Source organism: Nocardia panacis, from assembly GCF_003598715.1.
Classification (GTDB): domain Bacteria; phylum Actinomycetota; class Actinomycetes; order Mycobacteriales; family Mycobacteriaceae; genus Nocardia; species Nocardia panacis.
This window is the reverse complement of the sequence record NZ_QZFU01000019.1, coordinates 314,620-340,257: the sequence shown is the minus strand read 5'-3', so window position 1 is coordinate 340,257 and position 25,638 is coordinate 314,620. Positions and strand designations below refer to the sequence as shown.

24 protein-coding genes and 2 tRNA genes are annotated in these 25,638 nt (G+C 68.2%); 13 read left to right on the top strand and 13 right to left on the bottom strand.

Features of this window, described 5'->3' with window-relative positions; translation table 11 throughout:
* The first annotated feature begins 31 nt into the window (after positions 1–31).
* Both D5S18_RS16335 and D5S18_RS16330 read left to right on the top strand, forming a co-directional pair.
* Positions 32–103, top strand: a tRNA-Gln gene (locus D5S18_RS16335).
* 181 nt (positions 104–284) lie between these two features.
* Positions 285–357: transfer RNA gene (locus tag D5S18_RS16330), tRNA-Glu, on the top strand.
* A gap of 468 nt (positions 358–825) precedes the next feature.
* Here D5S18_RS16330 and D5S18_RS16325 read toward each other — a convergent pair.
* From D5S18_RS16325 to D5S18_RS16315, 3 genes are all read right to left on the bottom strand, one after another.
* Positions 826–1,008, bottom strand: a complete 183-nt coding sequence (locus tag D5S18_RS16325; RefSeq protein ID WP_120041829.1) for a DUF5302 domain-containing protein — start codon at positions 1,006–1,008, stop codon at positions 826–828.
* Positions 1,009–1,110: 102 nt separating this feature from the next.
* The gene (locus tag D5S18_RS16320) at positions 1,111–1,635 is read right to left on the bottom strand and encodes a pyridoxamine 5'-phosphate oxidase family protein (RefSeq protein WP_120041827.1); all 525 of its coding nucleotides are present in this window, start codon (positions 1,633–1,635) and stop codon (positions 1,111–1,113) included.
* Positions 1,636–1,668: 33 nt separating this feature from the next.
* Complete coding sequence (locus D5S18_RS16315; protein WP_120041825.1) at positions 1,669–2,373, bottom strand: IclR family transcriptional regulator; 705 nt, start codon at positions 2,371–2,373, stop codon at positions 1,669–1,671.
* 180 nt (positions 2,374–2,553) lie between these two features.
* On the opposite strand from D5S18_RS16315, the gene leuC reads away from it, so the two are divergent.
* From leuC to D5S18_RS16300, 3 genes are all read left to right on the top strand, one after another.
* A complete protein-coding gene (leuC, locus tag D5S18_RS16310) occupies positions 2,554–3,978 on the top strand; it encodes a 3-isopropylmalate dehydratase large subunit (RefSeq protein WP_120041823.1) in 1,425 nt (474 codons plus the stop codon).
* 37 nt (positions 3,979–4,015) lie between these two features.
* Positions 4,016–4,624: a 3-isopropylmalate dehydratase small subunit gene (leuD, locus tag D5S18_RS16305; RefSeq protein WP_120041820.1), complete on the top strand. Its 609-nt coding sequence runs from the start codon at positions 4,016–4,018 to the stop codon at positions 4,622–4,624.
* Positions 4,625–4,779: 155 nt separating this feature from the next.
* On the top strand, positions 4,780–5,403 hold the full coding sequence (locus tag D5S18_RS16300) for an HU family DNA-binding protein (RefSeq protein ID WP_120041818.1): 624 nt from the start codon (positions 4,780–4,782) through the stop codon (positions 5,401–5,403).
* Between the two features lie 162 nt (positions 5,404–5,565).
* Here D5S18_RS16300 and D5S18_RS16295 read toward each other — a convergent pair whose 3' ends face one another.
* From D5S18_RS16295 to cofC, 3 genes are all read right to left on the bottom strand, one after another.
* The gene (locus D5S18_RS16295; protein WP_120042189.1) at positions 5,566–6,507 is read right to left on the bottom strand and encodes an NUDIX hydrolase; all 942 of its coding nucleotides are present in this window, start codon (positions 6,505–6,507) and stop codon (positions 5,566–5,568) included.
* Positions 6,508–6,524: 17 nt separating this feature from the next.
* Positions 6,525–8,684 carry an RNA degradosome polyphosphate kinase gene (locus tag D5S18_RS16290; RefSeq protein ID WP_120041815.1) on the bottom strand — a complete coding sequence of 720 codons (2,160 nt, stop codon included), beginning with the start codon at positions 8,682–8,684 and terminating at the stop codon, positions 6,525–6,527.
* A 164-nt stretch (positions 8,685–8,848) separates the two neighbouring features.
* The gene (cofC, locus tag D5S18_RS16285; RefSeq protein WP_120041813.1) at positions 8,849–9,529 is read right to left on the bottom strand and encodes a 2-phospho-L-lactate guanylyltransferase; all 681 of its coding nucleotides are present in this window, start codon (positions 9,527–9,529) and stop codon (positions 8,849–8,851) included.
* A 31-nt stretch (positions 9,530–9,560) separates the two neighbouring features.
* On the opposite strand from cofC, the gene D5S18_RS16280 reads away from it, so the two are divergent.
* Both D5S18_RS16280 and D5S18_RS16275 read left to right on the top strand, forming a co-directional pair.
* The gene (locus D5S18_RS16280; protein ID WP_120041811.1) at positions 9,561–10,556 is read left to right on the top strand and encodes an NAD(P)H-dependent glycerol-3-phosphate dehydrogenase; all 996 of its coding nucleotides are present in this window, start codon (positions 9,561–9,563) and stop codon (positions 10,554–10,556) included.
* 50 nt (positions 10,557–10,606) lie between these two features.
* A complete protein-coding gene (locus D5S18_RS16275; RefSeq protein ID WP_120041809.1) occupies positions 10,607–11,704 on the top strand; it encodes a D-alanine--D-alanine ligase family protein in 1,098 nt (365 codons plus the stop codon).
* Positions 11,705–11,711: 7 nt separating this feature from the next.
* On the opposite strand, the gene D5S18_RS16270 is transcribed toward D5S18_RS16275, so the two are convergent.
* The gene (locus D5S18_RS16270; RefSeq protein WP_120041806.1) at positions 11,712–12,305 is read right to left on the bottom strand and encodes a DUF3515 domain-containing protein; all 594 of its coding nucleotides are present in this window, start codon (positions 12,303–12,305) and stop codon (positions 11,712–11,714) included.
* On the opposite strand from D5S18_RS16270, the gene thiL reads away from it, so the two are divergent.
* The 4 genes from thiL to D5S18_RS16250 all read left to right on the top strand — a co-directional run bounded on the left by thiL (position 12,304) and on the right by D5S18_RS16250 (position 15,652).
* On the top strand, positions 12,304–13,707 hold the full coding sequence (gene thiL, locus D5S18_RS16265; protein ID WP_120042188.1) for a thiamine-phosphate kinase: 1,404 nt from the start codon (positions 12,304–12,306) through the stop codon (positions 13,705–13,707). The genes D5S18_RS16270 and thiL overlap by 2 nt on opposite strands.
* An 11-nt stretch (positions 13,708–13,718) precedes the next feature.
* Positions 13,719–14,402: a uracil-DNA glycosylase gene (locus D5S18_RS16260; protein WP_120041804.1), complete on the top strand. Its 684-nt coding sequence runs from the start codon at positions 13,719–13,721 to the stop codon at positions 14,400–14,402.
* Positions 14,403–14,451: 49 nt separating this feature from the next.
* A complete protein-coding gene (locus D5S18_RS34890) occupies positions 14,452–14,730 on the top strand; it encodes a hypothetical protein (RefSeq protein ID WP_120041802.1) in 279 nt (92 codons plus the stop codon).
* 61 nt (positions 14,731–14,791) lie between these two features.
* Positions 14,792–15,652 (top strand): alpha/beta fold hydrolase, encoded by an 861-nt coding sequence (locus D5S18_RS16250; protein ID WP_120041800.1) that lies wholly within the window; start codon positions 14,792–14,794, stop codon positions 15,650–15,652.
* On the opposite strand, the gene D5S18_RS16245 is transcribed toward D5S18_RS16250, so the two are convergent.
* The 3 genes from D5S18_RS16245 to rpmB all read right to left on the bottom strand — a co-directional run bounded on the left by D5S18_RS16245 (position 15,649) and on the right by rpmB (position 17,214).
* A complete protein-coding gene (locus D5S18_RS16245) occupies positions 15,649–16,422 on the bottom strand; it encodes an enoyl-CoA hydratase/isomerase family protein (RefSeq protein ID WP_120041798.1) in 774 nt (257 codons plus the stop codon). The two genes, D5S18_RS16250 and D5S18_RS16245, sit on opposite strands and share 4 nt — an antisense overlap.
* Entirely contained in the window at positions 16,419–16,946 is a 528-nt protein-coding gene (locus D5S18_RS16240) for a GNAT family N-acetyltransferase (RefSeq protein ID WP_120041796.1), read from the bottom strand. Before D5S18_RS16240 ends, D5S18_RS16245 begins: the two co-directional genes overlap by 4 nt.
* Before the next feature lie 76 nt (positions 16,947–17,022).
* Positions 17,023–17,214 carry a 50S ribosomal protein L28 gene (gene rpmB, locus D5S18_RS16235; RefSeq protein ID WP_011210730.1) on the bottom strand — a complete coding sequence of 64 codons (192 nt, stop codon included), beginning with the start codon at positions 17,212–17,214 and terminating at the stop codon, positions 17,023–17,025.
* Positions 17,215–17,505: 291 nt separating this feature from the next.
* Between rpmB and D5S18_RS16230 the strand changes: the two genes are divergently transcribed.
* Entirely contained in the window at positions 17,506–19,188 is a 1,683-nt protein-coding gene (locus D5S18_RS16230; RefSeq protein ID WP_239003805.1) for a DAK2 domain-containing protein, read from the top strand.
* Positions 19,189–19,199: 11 nt separating this feature from the next.
* Positions 19,200–21,467: an ATP-dependent DNA helicase RecG gene (gene recG / locus D5S18_RS16225; RefSeq protein WP_120041792.1), complete on the top strand. Its 2,268-nt coding sequence runs from the start codon at positions 19,200–19,202 to the stop codon at positions 21,465–21,467.
* A gap of 2 nt (positions 21,468–21,469) precedes the next feature.
* Here the strand turns inward: recG and D5S18_RS16220 are convergent, their stop codons facing one another.
* The 3 genes from D5S18_RS16220 to metE form a co-directional block, all read right to left on the bottom strand.
* The gene (locus D5S18_RS16220; protein ID WP_203236762.1) at positions 21,470–22,891 is read right to left on the bottom strand and encodes a short-chain fatty acyl-CoA regulator family protein; all 1,422 of its coding nucleotides are present in this window, start codon (positions 22,889–22,891) and stop codon (positions 21,470–21,472) included.
* Positions 22,892–23,020: 129 nt separating this feature from the next.
* Positions 23,021–23,197, bottom strand: a complete 177-nt coding sequence (locus D5S18_RS16215; protein WP_120041791.1) for a DUF1737 domain-containing protein — start codon at positions 23,195–23,197, stop codon at positions 23,021–23,023.
* A gap of 61 nt (positions 23,198–23,258) precedes the next feature.
* Positions 23,259–25,535, bottom strand: a complete 2,277-nt coding sequence (gene metE, locus D5S18_RS16210; RefSeq protein ID WP_120041788.1) for a 5-methyltetrahydropteroyltriglutamate--homocysteine S-methyltransferase — start codon at positions 25,533–25,535, stop codon at positions 23,259–23,261.
* Positions 25,536–25,638 lie beyond the last annotated feature (103 nt).

The window sequence follows — 25,638 nt, the reverse complement described above, 5'->3', positions numbered from 1 at the left end:
AGCCAGACACGAGGTCGGAATCCCTGGTCATTGGGGTATGGTGTAATTGGCAACACAGCTGATTCTGGTTCAGCCATTCTAGGTTCGAGTCCTGGTACCCCAGCGGAGTTCGTTGATCTGGTTTCGGTTCGCGGCCGAAAATAGCTCAGCAACTGGCGATTTGGTCGCCGAGCTTCGGCCGGTTAAGCTAGCCGAGCTTCCACTGATCAGCACGGAACGGGATCCGGATCCCGAACCCGAAGATCACACAGAGCGGTCACTCGCGAAAGCGGGAGATCAGTCCTGGCCCCGTCGTCTAGCGGCCTAGGACGCCGCCCTCTCAAGGCGGTAGCGCGGGTTCGAATCCCGTCGGGGCTACATTCGATGGAAGGCCCATGCTCATGGAGAGCATGGGCCTTTTCTCATTCCGCGTGTTTTTCTGGGGGCGGAGCCCCCAGGCCCCACCCGGCTGGGCGGTGCCCCCCGGACCCCCTTAGCCGGGGCTGCGCCCCTGGACCCCCGCGGTTCGTTCGTGGGGCTTTTGTGTGCGGGGGTGGCGGTTCGTTTGTGAGGGTTGTGAGCGAGGGGCGTGGTGGTGGCGGTTCGTTTGTGGGGGTTTGTGTGCGGGGGGGGGGGGGGGGGGGTGTTCGGTGTTGGGCGGTTCGGTGTGGGGGTGGTGGATCGTTTGAGTTCGAGGCTTTGTGGGAGTGCGGGCGTTCGAGCTTTGGGGTTTGGAGAAGAGCTGGGGTTGGGCTTGGGGGTGCCGTAGGTGGGGCTGGGGGGCTTGGGGTGGGGGTGGGGAGATGGGGAGACCCTCCGGCCTTGGCGGGAGGGTCTCCGTTGGGTTTAGCCGCTTTTGCGGCGGAATTCGCGTTTGTGGCTGGCGTTGGTGTGGGCGCCTGCGGCTTTTGAGCGGCCGTTGAGGTGGTCGGCGGCCTTGGTGTGGTTTTGGTTCTTGCGGTCGAGGGCTTCGCGGAATTTGCGTTTGACCTCGTCGGTGTTGGGGGTGGTGCCTTCCGGGGTGGTCATCGCTTGCTCCTCGTGGTCGGGGGGTGCGTCTTGGCCTTGTTGAACCTGATGACGCTATCCCGGTGTGGGTTGTGGTGTCAGGTGGATTTGTTGGCGGGGTGGTTACTGCTGGGGGAGGTGGGGGGCGGTGGTGCCGCCTAGGGGGGGGGGGGGGAGGGCTAGTTTGCGGTGGTCCCAGCTGCGGATGCGGTCGGGGATGACGCGGATGGCTACGCGTTTGTTGAGCATGGCTTCGACCATGGGGCGGGCTTCTTCGGTGTAAGGGGCGGTGTAGCGCTCCCAGATGCTCACGCCGACGGCGAAGAGGCGATTCGGGTCGTCGATGATCTCGGCGGTGCCTTCGATGGACAGGCCGCGTAGCTGGTCGTAGGTGTCGCCCGCCTCGATCATGCAGGTGATGCGGGGGTCGCGGCGGAGGTTGACCGCCTTCTGGGATTTGGTCTTGGTTTCGAACCAGAGTTCGGGGATGGTGCCGGCTGGGGTTTCGAGCAGGGCGTACCACATGGCGATGAGGTGGGGTCTGCCGTTCGGGCCGAGGGTGGCCATCGTCGCGATGCGGCTTCGGGTCAGGAATTCGGTGATCTCGGTGTCGGACATCACGATCTGTGCCCGTTGGTTGACTCCCATGGGGCAACTGTAGAGAGCGGGGAGTGAAACGCGTTACAGGAGGCGTTTGTGCAGGGCGTCGGCGGCGGCCACCAGGTCGGCGGCCCAGCGTGCGCCCGGCCTACGGCCGATGCGGTCGATGGGGCCGGAGACGGAGACGGCGGCGACCACGGCGCCCGCGGTGTCGCGGACCGGTGCCGAGATGCTGGCGACGCCGGTGGCGCGCTCGGCGGCGCTCTGTGCCCAGCCGCGCCTGCGCACCTCGGCGAGCTGGCGTTCGCCGAAGACGGCCTCGGCCAGGATGGTGCGCTGCAGTTCCGGATCGGCCCAGGCGAGCAGGACTTTGGCCGCCGAACCGGCCGTGAGCGGCAGTCGCGCGCCGACGGGGACGGTGTCGCGCAGGCCGACGGGGGGTTCCATGGCGGCGACGCAGACCCTGGCGTTGCCGTCGCGGACGTAGAGCTGGACGCTCTCGCCGGTGATCTCGCGCAACCTCGGCAGGATCAGGCCCGCCGCTTCGAGCAGGGGATCGGCCGCGCCCGCGGCCAATTCGGCCAGGGCGGGGCCGGGCCGCCAGGAACCGGAGTTGTCGCGGGCCAGCAGGCGGTGCACCTCCAGGCCGACGGCCAGCCGGTGCGCGGTGGCGCGGGGTAGGCCGGTGCGGGCGCAGAGCTCGTTGAGACCGCAGGGGGACTCGGCGACCGCGTGCAGGACGGCCACTGCTTTGTCGAGGACACCTATGCCGCTATGCTGTCTCATAGAACGATACTAGCGTCTCGCATACTGAGATATCGACATGCTGGATACGGTATGGATCACAGTCCCGTGATGAAACCGATTCGGTGCCGATCTCACCCGAAATTCCAGAAAATCCGATGCCACCCCGCCGCGTCACAGCCCACGACCGGCGGCGGTCGCAGCCTCGAAAGGTGATCGAGAATGGCCGAACGCCCGCGTACCTTGGCCGAGAAGGTCTGGGAGCAGCATGTGGTGGCCCGCGGTGCGGGCGAGGGGGCCGCGCGCGAGCCCGATCTGATCTATATCGACCTGCACCTCGTGCACGAGGTCACCAGCCCCCAGGCCTTCGACGGGCTGCGGGCGGCGGGTCGCGCGGTGCGGCGCCCGGATCTCACCATCGCCACCGAGGACCACAATGTCCCGACCGTCGATATCGATCGGCCGATCGCGGATCCGATCTCGCGCACCCAGGTGGAGACGCTGCGGCGCAACTGCGCGGAATTCGGCGTGCGGCTGCACCCGATGGGCGATATCGATCAGGGCATCGTGCACGTGGTCGGCCCGCAGCTCGGACTGACCCAGCCGGGTATGACGGTGGTCTGCGGCGACAGCCACACCTCCACCCACGGCGCGTTCGGCGCGCTGGCCATGGGTATCGGGACCAGCGAGGTCGAACATGTCCTGGCGACCCAGACACTGTCGTTGCGGCCGTTCAAGACCATGGCGATCACCGTCGACGGCGCGCTGGGCGACGGTGTCACGAGCAAGGACCTGATTCTCGCGGTGATCGCCCAAATCGGCACCGGCGGCGGTCAGGGCTATGTGCTGGAGTATCGCGGCGAGGCCATTCGCGCCATGTCCATGGAGGCGCGAATGACCATCTGCAACATGTCGATCGAGGCCGGTGCGCGCGCGGGCATGATCGCCCCCGACGAAACCACCTACGAATTCCTGAAAGGCCGCCCACACGCGCCGCAGGGCGCGGATTGGGCGGCCGCCGTCGCGGCCTGGGAGGCACTGAGGACCGACCGGGACGCGGTTTTCGACCGTGAGGTGCACATCGACGCGAGCGCGCTGACCCCGTTCGTCACCTGGGGCACCAATCCGGGACAGGGTGCGCCGCTTGGCGAATCGGTGCCCGATCCGGCCGGTATCGCCGACGAGGTGGCCCGTGAGGCGGCCGAGAAGGCGTTGCGATACATGGATTTGGAGCCGGGTACTCCGCTTCGGCAGGTGTCGGTCGACGCCGTATTCGTCGGATCGTGCACCAACGGACGTATCGAGGATTTGCGCGCCGTCGCCGGGATTTTGAAGGGACGCAAGGTCGCTGATGGTGTGCGAATGCTGGTTGTACCGGGTTCGATGCGGGTGCGCGCCCAGGCGGAAAAAGAAGGACTCGGCGAGATTTTCACCGCGGCGGGCGCGGAATGGCGCCAGGCGGGCTGCTCTATGTGTCTGGGAATGAATCCCGATCAGCTCGCGCCCGGTCAGCGCTGTGCTTCCACCTCCAACCGCAACTTCGAGGGCAGGCAGGGCAAGGGCGCCCGCACCCACCTGGTGTCGCCGCTGGTCGCCGCCGCCACGGCGGTGCGCGGAACCCTGTCCGCACCGGCCGATCTCGACTAGCGCCGCTCCGCCGCCCACCGACTCAGGAGAATCGAAAATGGAAGCCTTCATCGTGCACAAGGGGATCGGCGTACCGCTGCGTCGTTCCAATGTCGACACCGACCAGATCATCCCGGCGGTGTATCTGAAGCGGGTGACCCGCACCGGATTCGACGACGGGTTGTTCGCGGCCTGGCGCACGGATCCCGACTTCATTCTGAACACCGAGCCCTACAACCGGGGTAGTGTGCTGGTCGCAGGTCCGGATTTCGGGACCGGATCCTCACGCGAGCATGCCGTATGGGCGCTGTCCGACTACGGCTTTCGGGTCGTGATCTCCTCGCGCTTCGGCGACATCTTCCGGGGCAATGCGGGCAAGGGCGGGCTGGTGGCCGCCCAGATGTCACAGAACGATGTCGAAATGCTGTGGAAGTTGATCGAGGAACAGCCCGGTCTGGAATTGGTTGTGGACCTGCAGAGTCGGACGGTGACGGCCGCAACCGTCGTGTTGCCGTTCGATATTGACGACTACACCAGGTGGCGTCTGCTCGAGGGTTTGGACGACATCGGGCTCACCTTGCGGCGCGAGGACGTCATCGGGGAGTTCGAAAAGGTAAGGCCGAGTTGGAAACCCACCACGGCTTCGGAGCCTATTTCACCGGCGTAATCACCGGTTTCGTTAGCTGTGCCCCGCCCCGATGGGTAGCTGGACGTGTGCTAAACCACATGAATTTTGGCGTGGCACATAGACTCTTGCCCAAACTGGGTTTACCGTGGTACCTAGTCGGTCCGACGACGGGCCATTAGTCTGCGGAGGATTCAATGAACAAGGCGGAACTGATCGACGTTCTGACCGAAAAGTTGGGTACAGACAGGCGCACTGCTACTGCGGCAGTCGAGCATGTTGTCGACACCATCGTGCGTGCGGTGCATAAAGGCCAGAGCGTCACGATCACCGGATTCGGTGTGTTCGAACAGCGCAAGCGCGCGGCGCGCGTGGCTCGCAACCCGCGCACCGGTGAAACTGTCAAGGTGAAGCCCACTTCGGTCCCCGCGTTTCGTCCGGGCGCGCAATTCAAGGCGGTGATCGCGGGCAAGCAGAAGCTCACCGCGTCCGGCCCTGCGGTCAAGCGCGGCGCGAACGCACCGGTGGCGGCCAAGAAGGCCGCCGCGAAGAAGACGGCGGCCAAGAAGGCCGCCGCCAAGAAGGCCACCGCCACCAAGGCGCCCGCCAAGACCACGGCGAAGAAGGCGGCCAAGAAGGCACCGGCAAAGGTGGCTGCTCGCAAGACAACTGCCGCCAAGAAGGCGCCGGCCAAGAAGACGGCCACCAAGGTCGTAGCGAAGAAGACGGCGGCCAAGAAGACGGCCACCAAGGCCGTCGCCAAGAAGACCGCCGCCAAGAAGGCTCCGGCCCGCAAGGCCGCCGCCAAGCGGACGCGGTAGTCCGGCGGCGCGCAGGCGCCCGGTGGTCGGCGAGGGAGTCGAATCACCAAGACGTGCCGTACGAGACGGCCCCCTGGAACGTCCAGGGGGCCGTTATCGTTGTGCGCGGCGGGGTTTCGGTTCGGCGGCCGCGAATTCGTCGCGGCGGCAAGGATTGTCGGGTCAGGGCTTCACGACGCCCACCGACAGCGAGCGATCGAGGTGGTCGGCGGCCACCATGCGTCCCTTGACGAAGGACAGCACCCACGCGCTGCCCTTGCGGTTGCGCGCGGACGGCAGTGTGACACCGTCCTTTTCGGCCCACCAGTCGAGCAGATCGGGAATCACCTTGCCCTGACTGCACACAACGCGCACCGCGGCGCCGGAAGCCAGTGCGACGAAGCGGTCGCGCGCGGCGTCTCGCGCTGCGGCATAACCGGATTCGGAGAACAACGGCTCGGTGATGACGTTGGTGTCGAGCGCCTCGGCCAGCGGCGTCACCGTCTGCACGCAGCGCAGCGGATCGGCGGAGTAGATCTCGGATGCGCCGAACGCCAACAGGTTCGGCGTCAGCGCGGCCGACTGGGCACGGCCCGAGGCATCCAGTGGACGCTCGAAATCCGTGCCCGCGAAGCGATCTCGGCGTCCGGCCTTGGCGTGTCTGACCAGCAGCAGGGTGCCGGTCTGTGCGGGCAGCCTGGTGAAGGTGCGCAGCACCTGTCGATCCATCGGATAGGACAACTGATCCATCACCCGATCCAGCGGGATCCATCTCAGCACGTCCACCTCGGAATTGGCGGTGAACGCCCCGCCGGCCACCTCGGCCGCCCAGTAGTCCACCCGCTTCAATTTCCGGTGGCCCGGAATGGGGTAGGTGACATGGCCGAGGTACCGGCGCAGCCTGCATTCCAGGCCGGTCTCCTCCTCGGTCTCGCGCACCGCCGCCAGCACCGGGGTCTCACCGGGATCGAGCTTGCCCTTGGGCAGCGACCAGTCCTCATATTTCGGCCGGTGCACCACGGCGATCTCGACCCCGAAACCCTTTGGGGCCGTGCGCCACAGGACGGTGCCCGCGGCGTGGATATTGGCGGTGACCCTGGGGTCCCAGAGGGACCCGCCGTCCATCTCGTATGCCGGCGCGCTCACTGCTGATCAGGTCTCCGCAATCGCATGAGGAATTGTTGGTGGTCGCGGACCTGCTCGCCGTGCAGTTCGCCGGGTTCGGGCCGGGCGCGCCAATTGCCGTCCGGGCCGAGAACCCAGCAGCGGGTGGCCGGATAGAGCGCCGAATCCAGGATCGAGCCCAACTGCTCGCTCAGGCGCGGATCCTTCACCTGCGCCAGGACCTCGACGCGGCGGTCCAGATTGCGGTGCATCATGTCCGCGCTGCCGATCCAGTATTCGTCCTGCGCCTGGAAATGCATGATGCGCGAATGCTCGAGGAAGCGGCCGAGGATCGATCGCACCTCGATATTCTCACTCATTCCCGGCACGCCGGGGCGCAGTCCGCAGATGCCGCGCACCACGATCTGCACCGGAACCCCGGCCTGCGAGGCGCGGTAGAGCGCGTCGATGACCTGCTCGTCGACGATCGCGTTGGCCTTCAAGCGAATTCGCGCCTGCTTGCCCTGTCCGGCCAATTCGATCTCGCGCCGGATGCGCTCGATGATCCCGGCCCGCACACCCTGCGGCGCGACCAGCAGATTGCGGTAGTTGGCCTTTCGCGAGTAACCGGTCAGCGAATTGAACAGGTCGGTCAGGTCGGCGCCGATTTCCGGTGCCGCCGTGAGTAATCCGACATCCTCGTAGAGGCGGGCCGTCTTGGGGTTGTAGTTGCCGGTGCCGATATGGCAGTAGCGGCGAATGGTCGCGCCCTCGCGGCGCACCACCAGGCAGGTCTTGCAGTGGGTTTTCAGCCCGATGAGCCCGTAGACCACGTGCACACCCGCCTGCTCCAGCGCCCTGGCCCACTTGATATTGGCCTGCTCGTCGAAGCGGGCCTTGATCTCGACCAGCGCCACCACCTGCTTACCGGCCTCGGCGGCGTCGATGAGCGCGTTGACGATCGGGGAGTCGCCGGAGGTGCGGTAGAGGGTCTGCTTGATGGCCAGCACCTGCGGATCGGCGGCGGCCTGCTCGATGAAGCGCTGCACGCTGGTGGAGAACGAGTCGTACGGGTGGTGCACCAGCACATCGCCCTCGCGCAGCGCGGCGAACACATTGCGCGGGGTCTCGCGCTCGCCGAAGGCGGGCGGGGTGGCCGGAACATACGGCGCGTCTTTGAGATTGGGGCGATCGACCCCGTACACCTGCCACAGGCACGACAGGTCGAGCAGACCGGGCACCTGGATGACATCGCCGGGATCGACATCGAGTTCGCGCAGCAGCAGATCGAGCATGTGCTCGGTCATATCGTCGGAGACCTCTAGTCGCACCGGCGATCCGAAGCGGCGGCGCGCCAGTTCGCGTTCGAGGGCCTGCAGTAGATCCTCGTCGCGATCCTCGTCGACCTCGAAGTCGGCGTTTCGGGTGATCCGGAACGAATGCTGTTCCACCACACCCATTCCGGGGAACAGTAGATCCAGGTGGGCAGCGATCAGCGCCTCCATCGGCAGGAAGGCCGCGATGGTCGATGTGGAGTCGGTGCGGCGCACCCGGACGAACCGGTCCACATTGTCGGGCACCTTGACCCTGGCGAAATGCTCGCCGCCGGTGGCCGAATCCTTCACCGTCACCGCGAGATTGAGACTCAGGCCGCTGATGTAGGGGAACGGGTGGGCCGGATCCACCGCCAGCGGGGTGAGCACCGGGAACACCTGGTCCTGGAAGTATCCCGAAAGTCGTTGACGCTCATCGCCGTCCAGATCGGACCAGTCGATGATGGCGATACCCTCCGCGGTGAGCGCGGGCAGCACCGAATCGAGGAATACCCGCGCGTGCCGGTCGGCGATCTCCTGGGCGCGCGCGGTGATGAGCGCCAACTGCTCGCTGGGGGAGCGGCCGTCGGCGGAGCGGACCATCAGCCCCGTCTCGGCCCTGCGCTTGAGACCCGCGACGCGCACCATATAGAACTCGTCGAGGTTCGAGGCGAAGATCGCGAGGAATTTGGCGCGCTCCAACAGCGGCAGCGACTCGTCCTCGGCGAGGGCGAGCACCCTGGTGTTGAAGTCGAGCCAACTGAGCTCCCGATTGAGGTAGCGATCTGCCGGCAACCTCGCGCTCTCGGTCTCGACGGCGGGTGCGGCAGCAGCGGGCGGCGGATTGGGCAGCACCGGTTGCTTGACGGTATTCGTCTCGGTCATGGCCGTGCCTCGCTGGGGCTCGGCGCCGCCGAGCGAGGGGGAGCCCAGGGCCTCTGATTCACTCGATGACGCTCGTTCACGTCAACGATCATCCCCTACCAACCGGTAGTAGTGCAGGCCGACACCGGCGATTGCCGCGCGGATCACCTCCGGCCGGCGACTCTCTAGCACACGCGGCGTTCCGGCTCGGGCACCCGCACCGGCCAGCCGATATCGCGCAGCACCGCGCCCGTGGCCGCGCCCGCGCCGAGTTCGACCGCCAGATCCAGATCCTCGGCGGTGTCCACGTCCAGGCGCAGACCGGGCCAGTCGCCACCGAGGTCCACCGCGCCCGCCGCTAGATGCCTGCGCGCCGAATCCGGGCCGAAGCGCGGATCCAGGGCCGCCGCCGGATCCCGGACCAGCAGCGCGGCGGTGCCGGTGCCCGCGTGATCCACCGTGAGCGCGCGGCGCGCGGCAGGCGCGGCGGCCAGCATGTCGGCCAACTCCGCCGGACGCAGCGCGGGCAAATCCGCCTGCAGCGCCAATAGTTCGGACGGGCCGTGCCGGTGGCGCACCGCGACGGCCCCGGCGCGCAGCGCGGCATTGAGACTGTCCTGCGAGCGCGGCGGTTCCGGATGGGGCACCGCGCCCAACTCGCGCGCCAGCGCGGCGACCTGCGCGTCGGGGGTGACCACGGTGACCGAGACCAGTTGCGGCACGGCCACCGCCGCGGTCACCGTATCGGCCAGCATGGCCAGCACCAGCCGCGCCCGATCCGGTGGGCGCAGCCGGTCGGCCAGTCGAGTCTTGGCCCGATCGAGGCTCTTGACCGCGATCACGGCGTGCACGGCGTGCGGGCGCATGCGTCCAATCCTTCCATGGCATATTGGGCGGATGACGAGGGCGGCAGTACTGGGCGCGGGATCGTGGGGCACGGCGTTCGCGAAGGTGTTGGCGGACGCGGGAACCGAGGTCACGATCTGGGCGCGCAGGCCGGAAGTCGCCACCGCCCTGTCGTCTGAACACCGCAATCACTTCTACCTCCCGGATATTCCGCTGCCGCCCCTCGCGGCCACCCACGACCCGGCCGAGGCCCTGGCGGGCGCGGATCTGGTGGTGCTCGCGGTGCCGTCGCAGTCGCTGCGCGCCAACCTCGCCGACTGGCGGGGATTCATCGAACCCGACGCCACGCTGCTGAGCCTGGCCAAGGGCATCGAGACCGGGACGCTGCTGCGGATGAGCGAGGTCATCGCCGAGGTCACCGGGGCGGGCGCGGATCGTGTCGCGGTGCTGTCCGGACCCAATCTGGCCAGGGAGATCGCCCTGTGCCAGCCCGCGGCCACCGTGGTCGCCTGCACCGACACCGCGCGCTCGGTCGCTGTCCAGCACGCCTGCGCCACCGGATATTTCCGGCCGTACACCAATACCGATGTCATCGGTTGCGAGATCGGCGGCGCGTGCAAGAACGTCATCGCGCTGGCCTGCGGCATCGCCTCCGGAATGGGCCTGGGGGACAACACATTGGCCAGCATCATCACCAGGGGACTGGCCGAGATCATCCGACTCGGGGTGGCCCTGGGCGCGGAGCCCGCGACCCTGGCCGGGCTGGCGGGCGTCGGCGACCTGGTGGCCACCTGTGCCTCGCCGCTGTCGCGCAACCGCACCTTCGGGCGGGTATTGGGCGAGGGCGGATCCATGGCGGCGGCGCAGGCGGCCACGCACGGTCAGGTGGCCGAGGGCGTCAAGTCGTGCAGTTCGATTCGCGCGCTCGCCGCGAAGTACGCGGTGGAGATGCCGCTCACCGACGCGGTGCACCGGATATGTCACGAGGGCCTACCGGTTCCCGAGGCCGTGGGCAATCTGCTCGGTCGCCGGATGAAGCCCGAATAACGGCTCGCCCGCGTCGGGCGGAACCCGGCGCGGCAGGTACGGTTCGGAACATGACGAATCGGATCCGGGTGGCCCTGGTGTTCGGCGGGCGCAGCACCGAGCACGCCGTGTCGTGTGTTTCGGCGGGCAGCGTGCTGCGCCACCTCGATCCGCAGCGCTACGAGGTGGTGCCGATCGGTATCACCACCGAGGGCGGCTGGGTGCTCGCCGCCGAGGACGTGCGCGAATTGGCGTTCGGCCGGGGCGAACTGCCCGCTGTCGACGCGTCGGGCACCGCGCTGACCCTGGCCACCGGGCGCGGCGGTGCGCTGGTGCCGCTCGACGATCCGGCCGCCGCGCTCGGCGCGGTGGATGTGGTCTTCCCGATCCTGCACGGTCCGTTCGGGGAGGACGGCACCCTGCAGGGCATGCTCGAACTGGCGGGCATTCCGTATGTCGGTCCCGGTGTGCTGGCCAGTGCGGCCGGGATGGACAAGGAGTTCACCAAGAAGCTGCTCGCCGCCGAGGGGCTGCCCGTCGGCTCCCAGGTGGTGCTGCGCCGCGACCAGAGCACGCTGAGCGAGGCCGATCGGGCGCGGCTCGGGCTGCCGGTCTTCGTCAAACCCGCGCGCGGGGGCTCCTCGATCGGTATCACCAAGGTGGTCTCGTGGGATCGGCTCGACGCCGCCATCGCCGCGGCCCGCGTGCACGATCCGAAGGTGCTCGTGGAGGCCGCGATCATCGGACGCGAGGTCGAATGCGGTGTCCTGGAGTTCCCGGACGGTCGCGTCGAGGCCAGCGTGGTGGCCGAGATCCGCATGCCGGAGCCGGATCTGAGCGCGGATGGTCCGGAGTTCTACGACTTCGAGACCAAATACCTCGATGACGTCTGCGAATTCGATATCCCCGCCAAACTCGACGACGAGACCTCCGACCGGGTCCGGGAATTGGCGGTTCAGGCGTTCCGGGCGTTGGACTGCCAGGGGCTCGCGCGCGTCGACTTCTTCGTCACCGACGAAGGTCCGGTGATCAACGAGATCAACACCATGCCGGGCTTCACTTCGATCTCGATGTATCCGCGCATGTGGGAGGCCGCCGGGATCGACTACCGCACACTGATTTCCACGCTGCTGGAGACGGCCATCGCGCGCGGCACCGGGCTGCGATAGCGCGCCCTCAGTTGGGAAGCGGGCCGGGGTCGAGCGGGCGCGCCTGGAGGTTCGCCGCGATGGTGTCCGAAACCTCTTGCAGCGGTGTGGGACCCGAGCCGTCCGGCACGGTGAACGCGATATAGGTGGCGCGGTCGACGGCGAACCAGGTGCTCGCCTTGGCGGCCGGATCGCGCGCCTCGAACCACTGCACGCCGTCCACGAGTTGTAGCGCGGAGGCGCGATTGAACTCCAAGGGACGTTCCAGACCGCAGCGCAGCACGATGGCGTCGCCGCCCGAGGCGCGCTGCCAGGCCCGCGTGGCGGGCGGGGAAGGCTCTACCAGAGTGGATTTGGTGAATTCGCCGATCTCGGCGGGCAGTGCGGGCAGCAGCGCCGCGCATTCGGGTCCCTCGGCCGCGGGCGCCGGAACCGGGCCGAGCACAAGGGGTTCGCGCTCGGCCGAGGTATGGCGGGCCATCACGGCGGCCACCAGGACGCCGACGACGAGGACGACCGGAAGCGCCACGGCCGTCGCGATTAGAGCCGGGGAGTAGACGCGGGCGGGCGGTGGGGTGCTGTCCCCCGATTCGGTGCTCGAATCGCGGTCCGACTCCGCCATGGTTACCGACTCCTTCCCGAACGAGCTGAGCGGCGGTCGCGGCGCGGGGTGGCGGCCGGACCGGCCCGGTGGTGCTGATCTGCCCCGGCAAGGGTACCGTCGGGTCGTTTCTTGCCTGCGGCGCGGTGCGCGCGAGGGGTCCATCCGCGACCGTCGAGCACACCGGCGTCGCCGGTTCGCCCAGTCCGCGAAGGGGTCGGTCATCAGTAGCGAAATCGGGGCGGTCACGGTGGGCGGGCTCGGGGAGTTCGCGTTGATCCGGCGCATCAACAGCAATCGGGTCCAGTCGCCTGCCGTGCGGTTGGGGCCGGGGGATGACGCGGCCGTCGTCGCCGCGCCGGACGGGCGTTTCGCGGTCACCACCGACATGCTCGTGCAGGAGCGGCACTTCCGGCTGGATTGGTCGAGCCCGTACCAGATCGGGCGTAAGGCCATCGCACAGAACGCGGCCGATGTGGTGGCCATGGGCGCGGTGCCGACCGCCTTCGTCGTCGCGCTCGGGCTGCCCGCCGAGATGCCGGTGTCCTTCGTGGACGGGCTCGCCGACGGCATGTGGGACGAGGCGGAGTCGGTCGGCGCCTCGATCGCGGGCGGCGACCTGGTGCGCAGTCCGTTGGTGGTGGTCTCGGTGACGGCGTTCGGGGATCTGCGTGGGCGTCCCGCATTGACCAGATCCGGTGCGCGCGCGGGGGACACGGTGGCGGTGGCCGGACGTCTGGGCTGGTCGGCGGCGGGTTACGCGGTGCTCTCGCGCGGGTTGGTCGAACGCGACGTGTTTACAGATGTGCTTGCATTTCATCGTGCGCCGCGTCCGCCGTACTCCGCGGTGCTCGATCTTTTGTCCGGTGGCGCTGGGGAATCGGGCGGGGGGCGATCCGAATCATCCCGTGCGGGAGCCGAATCGGTGGATCGCGGCATCGAATCATCCGTGGCCGGAGTCGAATTGGCCTTCGCCGGAATGGAATCGGCTGGCGCGGTAACGGAATCGAGTAGTCTTGGGATCGAATCCGTCACGCCCACGGCACAATTCGGCCACGGATCGGCACCGGTTCCGCATACGCTCACCGATATCTCCGACGGGCTGATCGCCGATCTGGGGCATATCGCCGAATCCTCCGGTGTCGCCATCGATTTGGATCTTGCCGCCCTGGCCGACCCGGCACTGGAGCGCATCGCCCGCGAACTGAATGCGGATGCGGCGCAATGGATCTTGACGGGCGGAGAGGATCACGCGTTCGCAGGCGCCTTCTCGCCGGAGTCCGCGCTGCCCGAGGGCTGGCGCGCGATCGGACGCGTTGTGGCAGGTCGGGGCGTCACGGTGGACGGCGCACCCATATCCGGTGCGGGCGGTTGGGAATCGTTCCGCGGGGCAGCCGCCGATGATGTCGCACCACCCCGCTAAGTTGTGCGGTCATGGGTGTGAAACCACTGTCGGAAATTATTGATCCTGGCTGGGCGGAGGCGCTGGCCCCGGTGGAAGACCGGATCACCGCCATGGGCGAATTCCTGCGCACGGAGAACACCGAGGGCCGCGGCTACCTACCGGCGGGCGAGAATGTGCTGCGTGCGTTCCAGCGTCCTTTCGCGGCGGTGCGCGTGCTGATCGTCGGCCAGGACCCGTATCCGACGCCGGGCCACGCCATGGGGCTGAGTTTCTCTGTCGCGCCTGATGTTTCGCCCGTGCCGCGCAGCCTGGCCAATATCTTCTCCGAATACACCAAGGATCTCGGCCACCCCACTCCCAGCAGTGGCGATCTGAGCCCCTGGTCGGACCAGGGCGTGCTCATGCTCAACAGGGTGCTCACCGTGCAGCCGGGGCAGCCCGCCTCGCACCGGGGCAAGGGCTGGGAGGCGGTGACGGAGCAGGCGATTCGCGCACTGGTGGCCCGCGACGAACCGCTGGTCGCGGTGCTCTGGGGCCGCGACGCCGCCTCGCTCAAGCCGACCCTGACACAGGGCGATGTGCCCTACATCGAATCCGCCCATCCCTCGCCGCTGTCCGCCTCGCGCGGCTTCTTCGGCTCGCGTCCGTTCTCCAGGGTGAACGAGCTGCTTGACGAATTGGGTGCCGAACCGGTGGACTGGCGGCTGCCCTGATCCGCTGCGGGCATTTCGACCAGTAGAAATCGAGTTAGGAGCACATCCCATGCACGACAAGTCCGTTCGCGGCACGCTGCGCGGTGCGACCGCCACGTTCGCTTTCGCCGCCGCGATCACCAGCGGCGCGGCTGCGGCCAGCGCCGCCCCGCTCCCCTTGGAGCCTGCCACGGACAGCGCGACCACCCTGGTGGAGAACCCCTCCGCCGCCCCGGTCGGCGATCTGCTGACCACCTCGGGTTCCTCGAGCATCTCCTCCAATGTGAATTCGAAGGTCACCTGCTTCATGCAGCGCACGCTGAGCGCTGCGGGGAAGTGGGACTGCTAGTCGTCCTTCGCGCGGGGGTTGGTGCGCACCGCGCCACCCCCGCTGTGCGATCCTCGGGATCGTGAGTAATGCGAACAATCCCCTCGAACCGCGCCCGCTGCGGCTGCGCGGTTCGGGCGGGCTCGAACTGGTCGCGGATCGGTTCGGACCGGAGGACGGTCCCTTGGTCGTCTTCCTGCACGGCGGCGGACAGAATCGCCACTCCTGGAAGCGGACCGGCGCGAAGCTGGCCGCCTCCGGTATGCGGGTGGTCGCGCTGGACGCCAGGGGCCACGGCGAGAGCCAGTGGTCGCCCGAGGGCGACTATCGGCGCGAAACCATGGTCGCGGACCTGCTGATGGTGCTGGACCAGATCGGCGCGCCTGCCGCGCTGGTCGGGGCGAGTATGGGTGGGATCACCGGGCTGCTGGCCACCGCCGCGCCCGGCGGCGCGAGCATCGAATCGCTGGTCCTGGTCGATATCGTCACCCGCCCCGAACCCGAAGGTGTCGCGCGGGTCGTCGATTTCCTCGGCAGACACCGCGACGGGTTCGACACCATGGATCAGGTGGTCGACGCGGTCGCCGAATATCTGCCGCATCGCGCCCGCCCGACGAATACCGATGGGCTGCTGCGGAATCTGCGTCAGCGCGACGGTCGCTGGTACTGGCATTGGGATCCGGCCATACTCGACGATCGGATCGAGGATCCGGCCCGGTGGGCCGACGAGTTGGAGGCGGCGGCGCGCGCCCTGACCATCCCGGTGCTGCTGGTGCGCGGTATGCGCTCGGATGTGGTCAGCGCCGAGGGCGCGGCGGAATTCCTGGAGTTGGTCCCGCACGCGCAACTGGTGGAGATCGGCGGCGCGGCGCATACCGCCGCGGGCGACGACAACGATTCCTTCACCGACGCCGTCGCGAAATTCGTGCTGCGCGAGCGCTAGTAGCTGGGCTTGCGCTTGGCGAGGAAGGCGTCCACACCCTCGCGTCCGGTCGGTGAATTCGCGGCCGTGGCGATGGCGTCCCGCTCGCGATCCAGCTGGGCGTCCAGGCTGGAGGAAAGTGACTGGGACAGTAGCGATTTGATGCTCGAGTAGGTGGAACGTGGGCCGGCGCACAGCGTCGCGGCCACGGCCATGGCCTCGGCGCGCACCTGCTCGTCGGCGACGAGTCGGCTGAGGATGCCGAGTCGCACCGCCTCCTGCGCATCGATGATCGCGTCGGTGAGCAGGATCTCGCGGGCCGCGCCCGCGCCGACGACGCGCGGCAGCGTCCAGCTCATACCGCCGTCGGGGCTCAGGCCGATACCGGGATACGCGGGGCGGAATTTCGTGCTCGGGCCGCCGAGGGCGATATCGGCCATCAGGACGATGCTCATCCCCGCGCCCGCGGCCCACCCCTGTACGCCGGCCACCACCGGGACCGGGGTGGCGTCGATGGCGCGAATGAAATCGTGCAGGTCGGTGGCCAGGGCGTGGATATGCGCGCCGCGATCGGCCGCGGCGGCGAAACCACGCACATTGCCGCCCGCGCAGAAGTTCGCGCCCGTGCCGGTGAGGACCACAGCGCCCACCTCCGGGCCGAGTTCACGCAGCGCGGCGGTGCCCGCCACGATGCCATCGGGATCCATGGCCGTGCCCTCGGCGGCCGTCGCCACGACGATCCGCAGCACGCCGTCGACGATCTCGACATATTCGGTCCCCGTGGCCGTCATGTCCGGCTCCTCTCGCCAAAACGGTTGCCGCCCAGTGTGCCACGCACCATGCGTATCTCTATGACCGGGCTGAAAGGCTCCGGCCGACTCGCCCCGTCCGGCACGAATCCGTATTTGCCGTAAAAGGCGCGCGCCCTGGAATTGTCCGCGAAGACCCACAGCGAACAGGGGATATCCGGTGGGACCGCCGCCGCGAGCAGTTCGTGGGCCAGCCCGGTGCCGTACCAGGCGGACCGGACGTAGAGGGCATAGAGCTCGAAGGGGGTGACCGCGCCTGCACCGGTGGCGGGTCCGGCGGCGATGAAGCCGACGACCTCGTCGCCGTGCATCGCCACGTGGATGTTCTCCGGATACTGGGCGCGAATTCGCTCCCAGCGGCGCGCCCCGCGCTCGATATCCATGGCGTCGAGAACATGATCGGGCACCAGACCTCGATACGCCTCGCGCCAGCAGGCGATATGGCAGGCGGAGAGGCCGAGGACCCGCTCCGGGGTGAGCGACTCGATCCGCCACTGTGTGGTCATGGATATATGGTGGCCCGCCGACGACAATGCCCCGGCACCGTGAGGCGCCGGGGCATTGTCAACTATTTGCTCGGGGTCAGCCGCGGACGACCTTGCCCGCCTTCAGGCAGGAGGTGCACACATTCATCCGACGGGTGTTGCCCGGCGCGACCTGAGCGCGCACGGTCTGGATGTTCGGGTTCCAACGACGGTTGGTGCGCCGGTGGGAGTGCGAGACCGACTTACCGAAGCCGGGGCCCTTGGCGCAGACGTCGCAGACGGCAGCCATAGTCGCGAACTCCTTCATGTCATGGGGGACCGCCGCCTTCGCGGTGCGGCATGTCCGGGAACAATGTCTGATGTGCCCGAGCCGACCGGAAGGCCGACCCCGAATTCGACCGAGAGGTCGACTGACGGCAGCGAATCGCGAGGCGACCGCACGAGGCAACCCTGCAAGGTTAGCGGGAAGCCCCTCGATCCACCAAACCGGCCCCTGCGGACGGGCGCGGGATCGGTGCGGATTCTACTGTCGGTATCGGCCGCTAACCTGGCGGAGACGTCGAGCGAAGAGGGGTTATGGGTGCCCAACCAACGGGACGCTCCTGACGCTGCAGCGCTGGACGGTGCCGCGCTGCTGCGTTGGGCTCGGCTCTGTGCGGCGGATCTGGCCGAGCATCGTGCCGAGATCAACGCGCTCAATGTCTTCCCGGTCCCCGATGCCGACACCGGCACGAATCTGCTCGCCACCATGCGGGCGGCGGTGTACGAGGTTGATGAGGTTGTCGACACCCAGGACGTGGCCGCGGCGCTGGCGCGGGGCGCGGTGCGTGGGGCGCGCGGCAACTCCGGCCTGATTCTTTCGCAGGTCTTGCGCGGTTTGGCCGAGGCGGTGCGGGACGGTCCGCTGACGGGGCGGCGGTTGCGCGGCGGGTTGGCGCTGGCGGCGGTGCTGGTGCGGGCGGGGCTGAGCGCGCCCGTGGAGGGGACACTGCTGACGGTGCTCGACTGCGCGGCGGCGAGCGCGCTGGGCTGTGCCGACGATGGGCTCGGCGCGGTGGCGCAGGCGGCGGCCGACGGCGCGGCCAAGGCATTGGGCGAGACGCCGTCGCAACTGCGGCCGCTGCGCGAGGCGGGGGTGGTCGACGCCGGGGCGCGGGGGCTGGTGGTGCTGTTGGATGTGCTGGTCGCGGTCGCGCGCGGCGAAGTGCCCGAACGGCCGGTGTACACGGCGCGGGTCGTCGACGCGCCCGGCTCCGCCGTCCCGGTGCTTTCCGACGGTTCCGCCGTCCAGTTGTCTTCCGACGGTTCCGCCGACCAGTTGCCTCCCGACGGTTCCGCCGTCCAATCACCTTCGGAGGAACCGCATTTCGAGGTCATGTATCTGGTGCGCACCGAGTCGGCCGCCGCCCTGCGCGATCGGCTGAACGAGTTGGGTGATTCGGTGCTGGTGGTGTCGGCGGGTGCGGGGGAGTGGTCGGCGCACGTGCACTGCGCCGATGCGGGTGCGGCGCTGGAGGCGGGTCTGGTCGCGGGCGCGGTGCGCGAGATCCGGATCGAGAGTTTCGCCGTCACCTCGCCCCTCGACGCGCACGCGGACGTGCGGATCGGCGAGCGCGGGGTGCTGGCGGTGGCGGCGGGCACGGGCGCGGCGGCACTGTTCGAGGCCGCGGGGGCCGTGGTGGTGCGCGCGGACGAGCCGGTCGGCACCGCCGCGCTGCTCGAGGCGATTCGCGCGCTACCGCATCGGGAGGTGCTGGTATTGCCCAATGGCGCCCTGCCCGCGCACGAATTGGTCGCGGTGGGCGCGGCGGCTCGCGACGCGCACCGCGATGTGCTGTTGCTGCCGAGCGCGTCGATGGTGCAGGGGTTGGCGGCGGTGGCCGTGCACGATCGCGGGCGTATCGCGGTCGACGATGCCTTCGCCATGTCGGAGGCGGCGGCGGGCACCAGGTGGGGTTCGCTTCGGGTGGCGGCGGGTCCGGCGCTGACCATGGTCGGCCGGTGCGCGGCCGGTGACGGTCTCGGTTTGGTCGGCCACGATGTGGTGGTCATCGACAGCGATCCCGCCGCCGCGGGGAAGACGCTGCTGGACCGCATGCTCGGTCTCGGCGGCGAGTTGGTGACGTTTTTGTTGGGCGCGCCCGCGCCCGCCGGATTGGCCGCGGAGTTGGCCGCCCATGTCCGGCGCGGATTTCCGGGTGTCGAGGTGCTGGTGTACTCCGGTGGGCAGCGCGGGGATCTGATGCAGATCGGTGTGGAGTAGGACGGGGATATATGGCGACCTTGGCTGATCGGCTCGATCATCTGCTCGGCGTGAAGGCGGCCGAGCCGCTGGCCGATGCCTTCGATATGCATACCGTCGAGGATCTGCTGCGGCACTATCCGCTGCGCTATGCCACCAGGGGGCAACCGCTCACCGAGGAGTTGCCCGAGGAGGGCAAACATCTCACCGTGGTGGGTCGGGTGACGAAGACCGAACTGCGGCCGATGAAGAACCGCAAGGGCAAGATGCTCAAGATCGAATTCGACACCGGCGCCGCCAAGCCGATCGAGGCTACCTTCTTCAATGGCGACAAGGTGAGTTACCTTGTCCGCGAAGGGGTCAGGGCCATGTTGTCGGGCACCGTGCACTGGTGGCGGCCGGATCGCTGGAATCTGACCCATCCCGACTATCTGATCCTGCCCGACAAGGGCGATCCCACCGTGGAGAATCTGACCTCGGTGCGCGGCAGCGGTGCGCTGCGCGGGATGGCCCAAAGCGCGAAAGGCGCGCAGGGCGTGGATGTCTCGTTCTTCGAGCGGGAGTACATCCCGGTGTATCCGGCCACCGCCAAGGTTCAGAGCTGGACGCTGCTGGCGTGCGTGCGTCAGGTGCTCGATCAGCTCGATCCGATCGATGACCCGCTCTCCGAACAGATCCGGTCCGAGCGCGGGCTGCTCGCGGTCTCCGACGCGCTGCGCCTGATCCATCTGCCGGACCGCAAATCCGATATCGAACAGGCCAGGGAGCGACTGCGTTTCGACGAGGCGCTGGCGCTGCAACTGGTGCTGGCCGAGCGGCGACACGAATCCGAGGCCCGCGCGGCCAAGCCCTGCCCGCCCCGCCCCGACGGTATCGCGGCCGAATTCGACAAGCGACTGCCCTTCGAACTCACGGCGGGTCAGCGGCAGGTCATCGACGAGATCGCGGCGGACCTTTCGCGTACGCACCCGATGCATCGCCTGCTACAGGGCGAGGTCGGCTCGGGCAAAACGATCGTCGCACTGCACGCCATGCTCCAGGTGATCGACGGCGGACAGCAGTGCGCACTATTGGCGCCGACGGAAGTGCTTGCCGCCCAGCACTATCGATCGCTGCGCACCATGCTGGGCGACCTGGGCGCCGCCGGTGAGCTCGGCGCGGCCGACCAGGCCACCAAGGTGGTGCTGGTGACGGGATCGATGACCGCGGCGACGAAGAAGGCGGCGCTGCTGGACGCGGTGACGGGTACGGCGGGCCTGGTCATCGGGACGCACGCGCTCATCCAGGACGCGGTGGAATTCTTCGATCTGGGCATGGTCGTGGTCGACGAACAGCACCGCTTCGGCGTCGAACAGCGTGACGCGTTGCGCGCCAAGGCCAAAGCCGGCGCCGCCCCGCACCTGCTGGTGATGACGGCGACCCCGATTCCGCGCACCATCGCGATGACCACCCTGGGCGATCTGGAGACCTCGACACTCACCGAATTGCCGAGGGGCCGTTCGCCGATCACCTCGCGGGTGGTGCCGCGCACCCAATACCCGAAGTGGGTGGATCGCGCCTGGGAGCGCATCGTCGAAGAGGTCGAGGCGGGGCGGCAGGCCTATGTCGTGTGTTCGCGCATCGGCGAGGACGAAGAGAAGGGGCGGGGCGGGAAAGCCAAGACCAAATCCGATGCGGGCGAGCCGCCCAGCACGGCCGCCGTCGTGGATGTCTTCGAGGCGCTGCGCACCGGACCTTTGGCGAAGCTGCGGGTCGGTCTGCTGCACGGCCGCCTGCCCGCCGACGAAAAAGACCGGGTGATGCGGGATTTCAATGACGGGTCGATCGATGTGCTGGTGTGCACCACCGTCGTCGAGGTGGGCGTGGACGTGCCCAATGCCACCGTCATGGTGATCGTGGACGCCGACCGATTCGGTGTCAGCCAGTTGCATCAGTTGCGCGGTCGCATCGGCCGGGGCAAGCACGCGGGCCTGTGCCTGCTGGTCACCGATGCCAAGCCCGGCGGGTCGGCCATGACGCGGCTCGAGGCGGTGGCCGCCACCACCGATGGTTTCGAATTGGCCGTGCTGGATCTGCGGCAGCGGCGCGAGGGCGATGTGCTCGGCGCGGCCCAGTCCGGCACCGCGCGTTCGCTGCGGCTGCTGTCGCTGCTCGACGATCTCGAGGTCATCACCGCCGCACAGGAATTGGCGCGCGAGGTGGTGGCGGAGGATCCGGGTCTGCTGCGCCATCCCGGCCTGGCGGGCATGATGCACGCGGCCGTGGACGCCGAACGACTGGAGTACCTGGCCAAGTCCTAGATTCAGCGGCCGATACCGGGATAGGGCAAATCGGTGCTGGTGTTCTCGGCGACCGCGAGCGGCGCGCCGATCTGCGGGAAGGCGCGCTGCGGGCAGGAGGGACGCTCGCACACCTTGCAACCGGCCCCGATCGGAACGCTCGCGGCCGGATTGTCCAGTTGCATCCCGGTGGAATACACCAGGCGCTCGGCGTATTCGATATCGCAGCCGAGGCCGATGGCGAAATTCTTGGTGGCCGTGCCGAATCCGCTCGGCGCGGTGAGCGCGGTGCGGGCGATCCACAGGTAGCGGCGGCCGTCGGGCATCTCGGCGAGCTGGGTGAGGATGCGGCCGGGACGGGCGAACGCCTCGTGCACCACCCACAGCGGACAGCTACCGCCGACTCTGGAGAAGTGGAACGCGGTGGCGGACTGGCGTTTCGAGATATTGCCAGCGCGGTCGGTGCGCACGAAGAAGAACGGCACCCCGCGCTGACCCTGCCGCTGCAAGGTGCTCAACCGGTGGCAGATGGTCTCGAATCCGACCTCGAAGCGCAGGCCGAGCAGATCGATGTCGTAGCGGAGTTCCTCGGCCGAACGCAGGAAGCGACCGTAGGGCAGCACCAGCGCGCCCGCGAAGTAGTTGGCCAGGCCGATGCGCGCCAGGGTCCTGGATTCGCCGGTGAGCGACGGAGTCTCATTCAGGACGGCGTCGATCTCCTTGCTGTACAGCAGTTGTCCGAGCGTGGTGGCGATCTGGAAGGCGCGCTGACCGGGCCGCAGCCGGCGGGCCAGGGTCAGGGTGCGGGTATCGGGATCGTAGTGCCGCTTGGGAATCGAGGGATCCGCGCCGTCGCCGCGCACCAGCACCGTCACCCCTGCCCGCTCCTCGGCGACCCTGGCCAACTGGCGATCCAGTGAGCCGATGGTCAGGCCGGACTCCTCGAACAACTGCTCGGCGGCCAGATCGAGGGTCGGAATGTGATTGTGGTGGTCGTAGAAGAAGTCGCGCACATCCTCGTACGGCATGGGTACGCCGGGTGGGCCGCTCGGCGCGGAGACCCTGGCGGAGAGCAGATCCAACTGGTCGGTGGCCGCGCGCAGCCTGCGATGCATGGCGACCACCATCTTGGCCACCTCGGGCAGCCGGGTGGCCAATTCCTCGACCTCGGTCATCGGCGCCGCGTCGCCGCCCGCCGCGTCCACCAGCACCTCGTGCAGATCCGAGACCAGGCGGGCGTTGGCGTCGGCGGCGAAGAACTGGACATCGAGGTCGAAGGTGGAATTGAGTTTGAGCAGCACCGGTATGGTCAGCGGCCGCTGATCGCGCTCGAGCTGATTGAGGTAGCTGGGCGAGAGATCCAGGGATTTGGCCAGCGCCGCCTGGGTCATCCGGCGTTCCTCGCGCAACCGTCGAAGACGGGCGCCCGCGTACATCTTGCGCACGCCAAGATGGTAGTCCCCATTCTTCGCAAACCTTGCACAACCCCCGGTTCTCGCCGGCCAAAACTGCTGTCGCAAGCGGTTTCGCGGCAAATCTACCGATGCGTAGCGTGCGAAGTGGGCGGTTGGTCGCTACGGTGCGTCGAGAATGACCGCTTGCGCGGCAATCACATTCGCACCGTCGAAGGTCACGGCGGGGGAGCCGTAGAGGCGATAGCCCTGTTCGAGCAGGCTGCTGATCCTGGAGCAGAATTCGGCGTCGTCCACACCGGTGATGAGTCGGTAGCGCAAGGGTTCTTCGGCGGTCATGCCGCCACCCTACGGGGGCGGACCCCGGACGCGATCGGTCCGGGGTCCGCGCCGCCACGGTTCAGCGCACCGCCTTGACGGCCGCGACCATATTGCGCAGCGAGGCCGTCACCTCCGCCGTGCCCCTGGTCTTCAGGCCGCAGTCCGGGTTCACCCAAAGACGCTCGGCCGGAACGGCTTTCAGCGCCGCCCGGAGCGAAGCGGTGATCTCCTCGACACTGGGCACCCGCGGGGAGTGGATATCGTAGACACCCGGCCCCACACCCAGATCGAAGCCCGCCGCGTTCAGGTCGTCGAGCACCTCCATATGCGAGCGGGCCGCCTTGATCGAGGTCACATCCGCGTCCAGACCCGCGATGGCGTCGATGACCTCACCGAACTCCGAATAGCAGAGATGGGTGTGGATCTGGGTGGTGTCCGCGACGCCGGAGGTGGCCAGCCGGAAGGCATTGACCGACCACTCCAGATAGGCGGGCTGATCGGCGGCGCGCAGCGGCAGCAGCTCGCGCAGTGCGGGCTCGTCCACCTGCACGATGCCGATACCCGCCGCCTGCAGGTCCACCGTCTCGTCGCGGATGGCCAGCGCCACCTGCCGCGCCGAATCCCCCAGCGGCTGATCGTCGCGCACGAACGACCAGGCCAGAATGGTGACCGGACCGGTGAGCATGCCCTTGACCGGCTTCTTCGTCAGCGACTGAGCGTAGGTGATCCAGTCGACGGTCATCGCGGCCGGGCGGGCCACATCGCCGAACAGGATCGGCGGGCGCACGCAGCGGGTGCCGTAGGACTGCACCCAGCCGTGCTCGGTGGCGGCGAAACCGTCGAGCTGCTCGGCGAAGTACTGCACCATGTCATTGCGCTCGGGTTCGCCGTGCACCAGCACGTCCAGACCCAGATCCTCCTGCAGCGCGACCACATCGGCGATCTCGGCACGCATCCGCTCGCGGTATTCGGCCTGGTCGATCTCGCCTTTGCCCAGCGCGGCCCTGGCCAGTCGGATCGCCGCGGTCTGCGGGTAGGAGCCGATGGTGGTGGTGGGCAGCGTTGGCAGGTGCAGCCGCTCGGCCTGCAGTTCGCGTCGGTGCGCGGCCGAGGCCCGCCGGATCGACTCCGGACCCAGCGCGTCGAGCCTGGCGCGCACCTTCGGATCATGCAGTCGGGGATCCTGCGCTCGCACGGCCAGCGCGTTGCGTGCGGCCGTCAACCGGTACTCGATCGAATCTGCGCCCTTGCCGATTCCGGCGGCCAGCACCTGGACCTCGACGATCTTCTCCGCGCCGAAGGACAGCCAGGACCGCAGGTGCTCGTCGAGCGCGGTCTCGGCCGCGAGGCCGTAGGGCACGTGCAGCAGCGAGCAGGAACTCGACACCGCCAGCGATCCGGCCGCGCCCCGCAGTTCGCCGAGCGTGGCCAGCGCCCGATCCAGATCGGTGCGCCACACATTGCGTCCGTCGACCACGCCCGCGACCAGCAGTTTGCTCGCCAGCGCGGGCACCGCCGCCACTTCGGAAACCGTGCTGCCCGAGACGAAGTCGAGCGCTATGCCCTCGACCGGGGTGTCCGCCAGTGCGGCAAGAGCCGGGCCGGTGCTGCCGAAGTAGGTGGCCACCAGGATGGCCGGCCGGTCGGCGGCGGCGGCCAGTTCGATGTAGGTCCGCCGCACCAGCGCGATCTCTTGCTCGCTGAGATCAGTGACGAGCACCGGCTCATCGATCTGTACCCACTGCGCGCCTGCGGCGGCCAGCCGACCGAGCAGATCGACATAGAGCGGAATCAGCTCGGCCACCCGGTCGAGCACCTCGCCGCCGGATTGGTCGGCGGCGGCCTTGGCCAGCTTCAGGAAGGTGATCGGCCCGATCACCACCGGCCGGGCCGGGACGCCGAGTTCGCGCGCCTCGTCCAGTTCGGCGAGCAACTTCTGCGGATGCAGCGCGAAGACGGTGTCCGCATCGATTTCGGGCACCAGGTAGTGGTAGTTGGTGTCGAACCACTTGGTCATCTCCAAGGGTTCGACCGAATCGGTGCCGCGCGCGGCGGCGAAGTACCGGTCCAGATCGTCGGCGATACCCGCGACCCTGGGCGGCAGCGCGCCGAGCAGTACGGCGGTGTCGAGCATTTGATCGTAGTAGGAGAACGTCCCGACCGGGACCGAATCCATTCCGGCGGAATGCAATTCGGTCAACTGTGCGCGGCGCAGATCGCGCGCGACGACGTGCAGATCGTCGGCGGCGATGCGTCCGGCCCAGTAGGACTCGGTGGCGCGCTTGAGTTCTCGTCGCGGCCCCACCCGCGGGAGTCCGAGAACCGTCGCGGTGAACGGTGTGTGCGAAACAGTCACGTTGTGTGCTCCATGTGCGTAGGAGGTTCAACCAACGCCGCAGGCCGCGGAGGACAGAAGATGCCGAAACAGAGCCCAGAAACCGGGGACGATCCGGCGAAAT

Coding starts and splice junctions, on each gene's coding strand:
- D5S18_RS16325 (WP_120041829.1), bottom strand. CDS start 1,008: ATGACCACCCCGGAAGGCACCACCCCCAACACCGACGAGGTCAAACGC.
- D5S18_RS16320 (WP_120041827.1), bottom strand. CDS start 1,635: ATGGGAGTCAACCAACGGGCACAGATCGTGATGTCCGACACCGAGATC.
- D5S18_RS16315 (WP_120041825.1), bottom strand. CDS start 2,373: ATGAGACAGCATAGCGGCATAGGTGTCCTCGACAAAGCAGTGGCCGTC.
- leuC (WP_120041823.1), top strand. CDS start 2,554: ATGGCCGAACGCCCGCGTACCTTGGCCGAGAAGGTCTGGGAGCAGCAT.
- leuD (WP_120041820.1), top strand. CDS start 4,016: ATGGAAGCCTTCATCGTGCACAAGGGGATCGGCGTACCGCTGCGTCGT.
- D5S18_RS16300 (WP_120041818.1), top strand. CDS start 4,780: ATGAACAAGGCGGAACTGATCGACGTTCTGACCGAAAAGTTGGGTACA.
- D5S18_RS16295 (WP_120042189.1), bottom strand. CDS start 6,507: ATGGACGGCGGGTCCCTCTGGGACCCCAGGGTCACCGCCAATATCCAC.
- D5S18_RS16290 (WP_120041815.1), bottom strand. CDS start 8,684: ATGACCGAGACGAATACCGTCAAGCAACCGGTGCTGCCCAATCCGCCG.
- cofC (WP_120041813.1), bottom strand. CDS start 9,529: ATGCGCCCGCACGCCGTGCACGCCGTGATCGCGGTCAAGAGCCTCGAT.
- D5S18_RS16280 (WP_120041811.1), top strand. CDS start 9,561: ATGACGAGGGCGGCAGTACTGGGCGCGGGATCGTGGGGCACGGCGTTC.
- D5S18_RS16275 (WP_120041809.1), top strand. CDS start 10,607: ATGACGAATCGGATCCGGGTGGCCCTGGTGTTCGGCGGGCGCAGCACC.
- thiL (WP_120042188.1), top strand. CDS start 12,304: ATGGTTACCGACTCCTTCCCGAACGAGCTGAGCGGCGGTCGCGGCGCG.
- D5S18_RS16270 (WP_120041806.1), bottom strand. CDS start 12,305: ATGGCGGAGTCGGACCGCGATTCGAGCACCGAATCGGGGGACAGCACC.
- D5S18_RS16260 (WP_120041804.1), top strand. CDS start 13,719: ATGGGTGTGAAACCACTGTCGGAAATTATTGATCCTGGCTGGGCGGAG.
- D5S18_RS34890 (WP_120041802.1), top strand. CDS start 14,452: ATGCACGACAAGTCCGTTCGCGGCACGCTGCGCGGTGCGACCGCCACG.
- D5S18_RS16245 (WP_120041798.1), bottom strand. CDS start 16,422: ATGACGGCCACGGGGACCGAATATGTCGAGATCGTCGACGGCGTGCTG.
- D5S18_RS16240 (WP_120041796.1), bottom strand. CDS start 16,946: ATGACCACACAGTGGCGGATCGAGTCGCTCACCCCGGAGCGGGTCCTC.
- rpmB (WP_011210730.1), bottom strand. CDS start 17,214: ATGGCTGCCGTCTGCGACGTCTGCGCCAAGGGCCCCGGCTTCGGTAAG.
- recG (WP_120041792.1), top strand. CDS start 19,200: ATGGCGACCTTGGCTGATCGGCTCGATCATCTGCTCGGCGTGAAGGCG.
- D5S18_RS16215 (WP_120041791.1), bottom strand. CDS start 23,197: ATGACCGCCGAAGAACCCTTGCGCTACCGACTCATCACCGGTGTGGAC.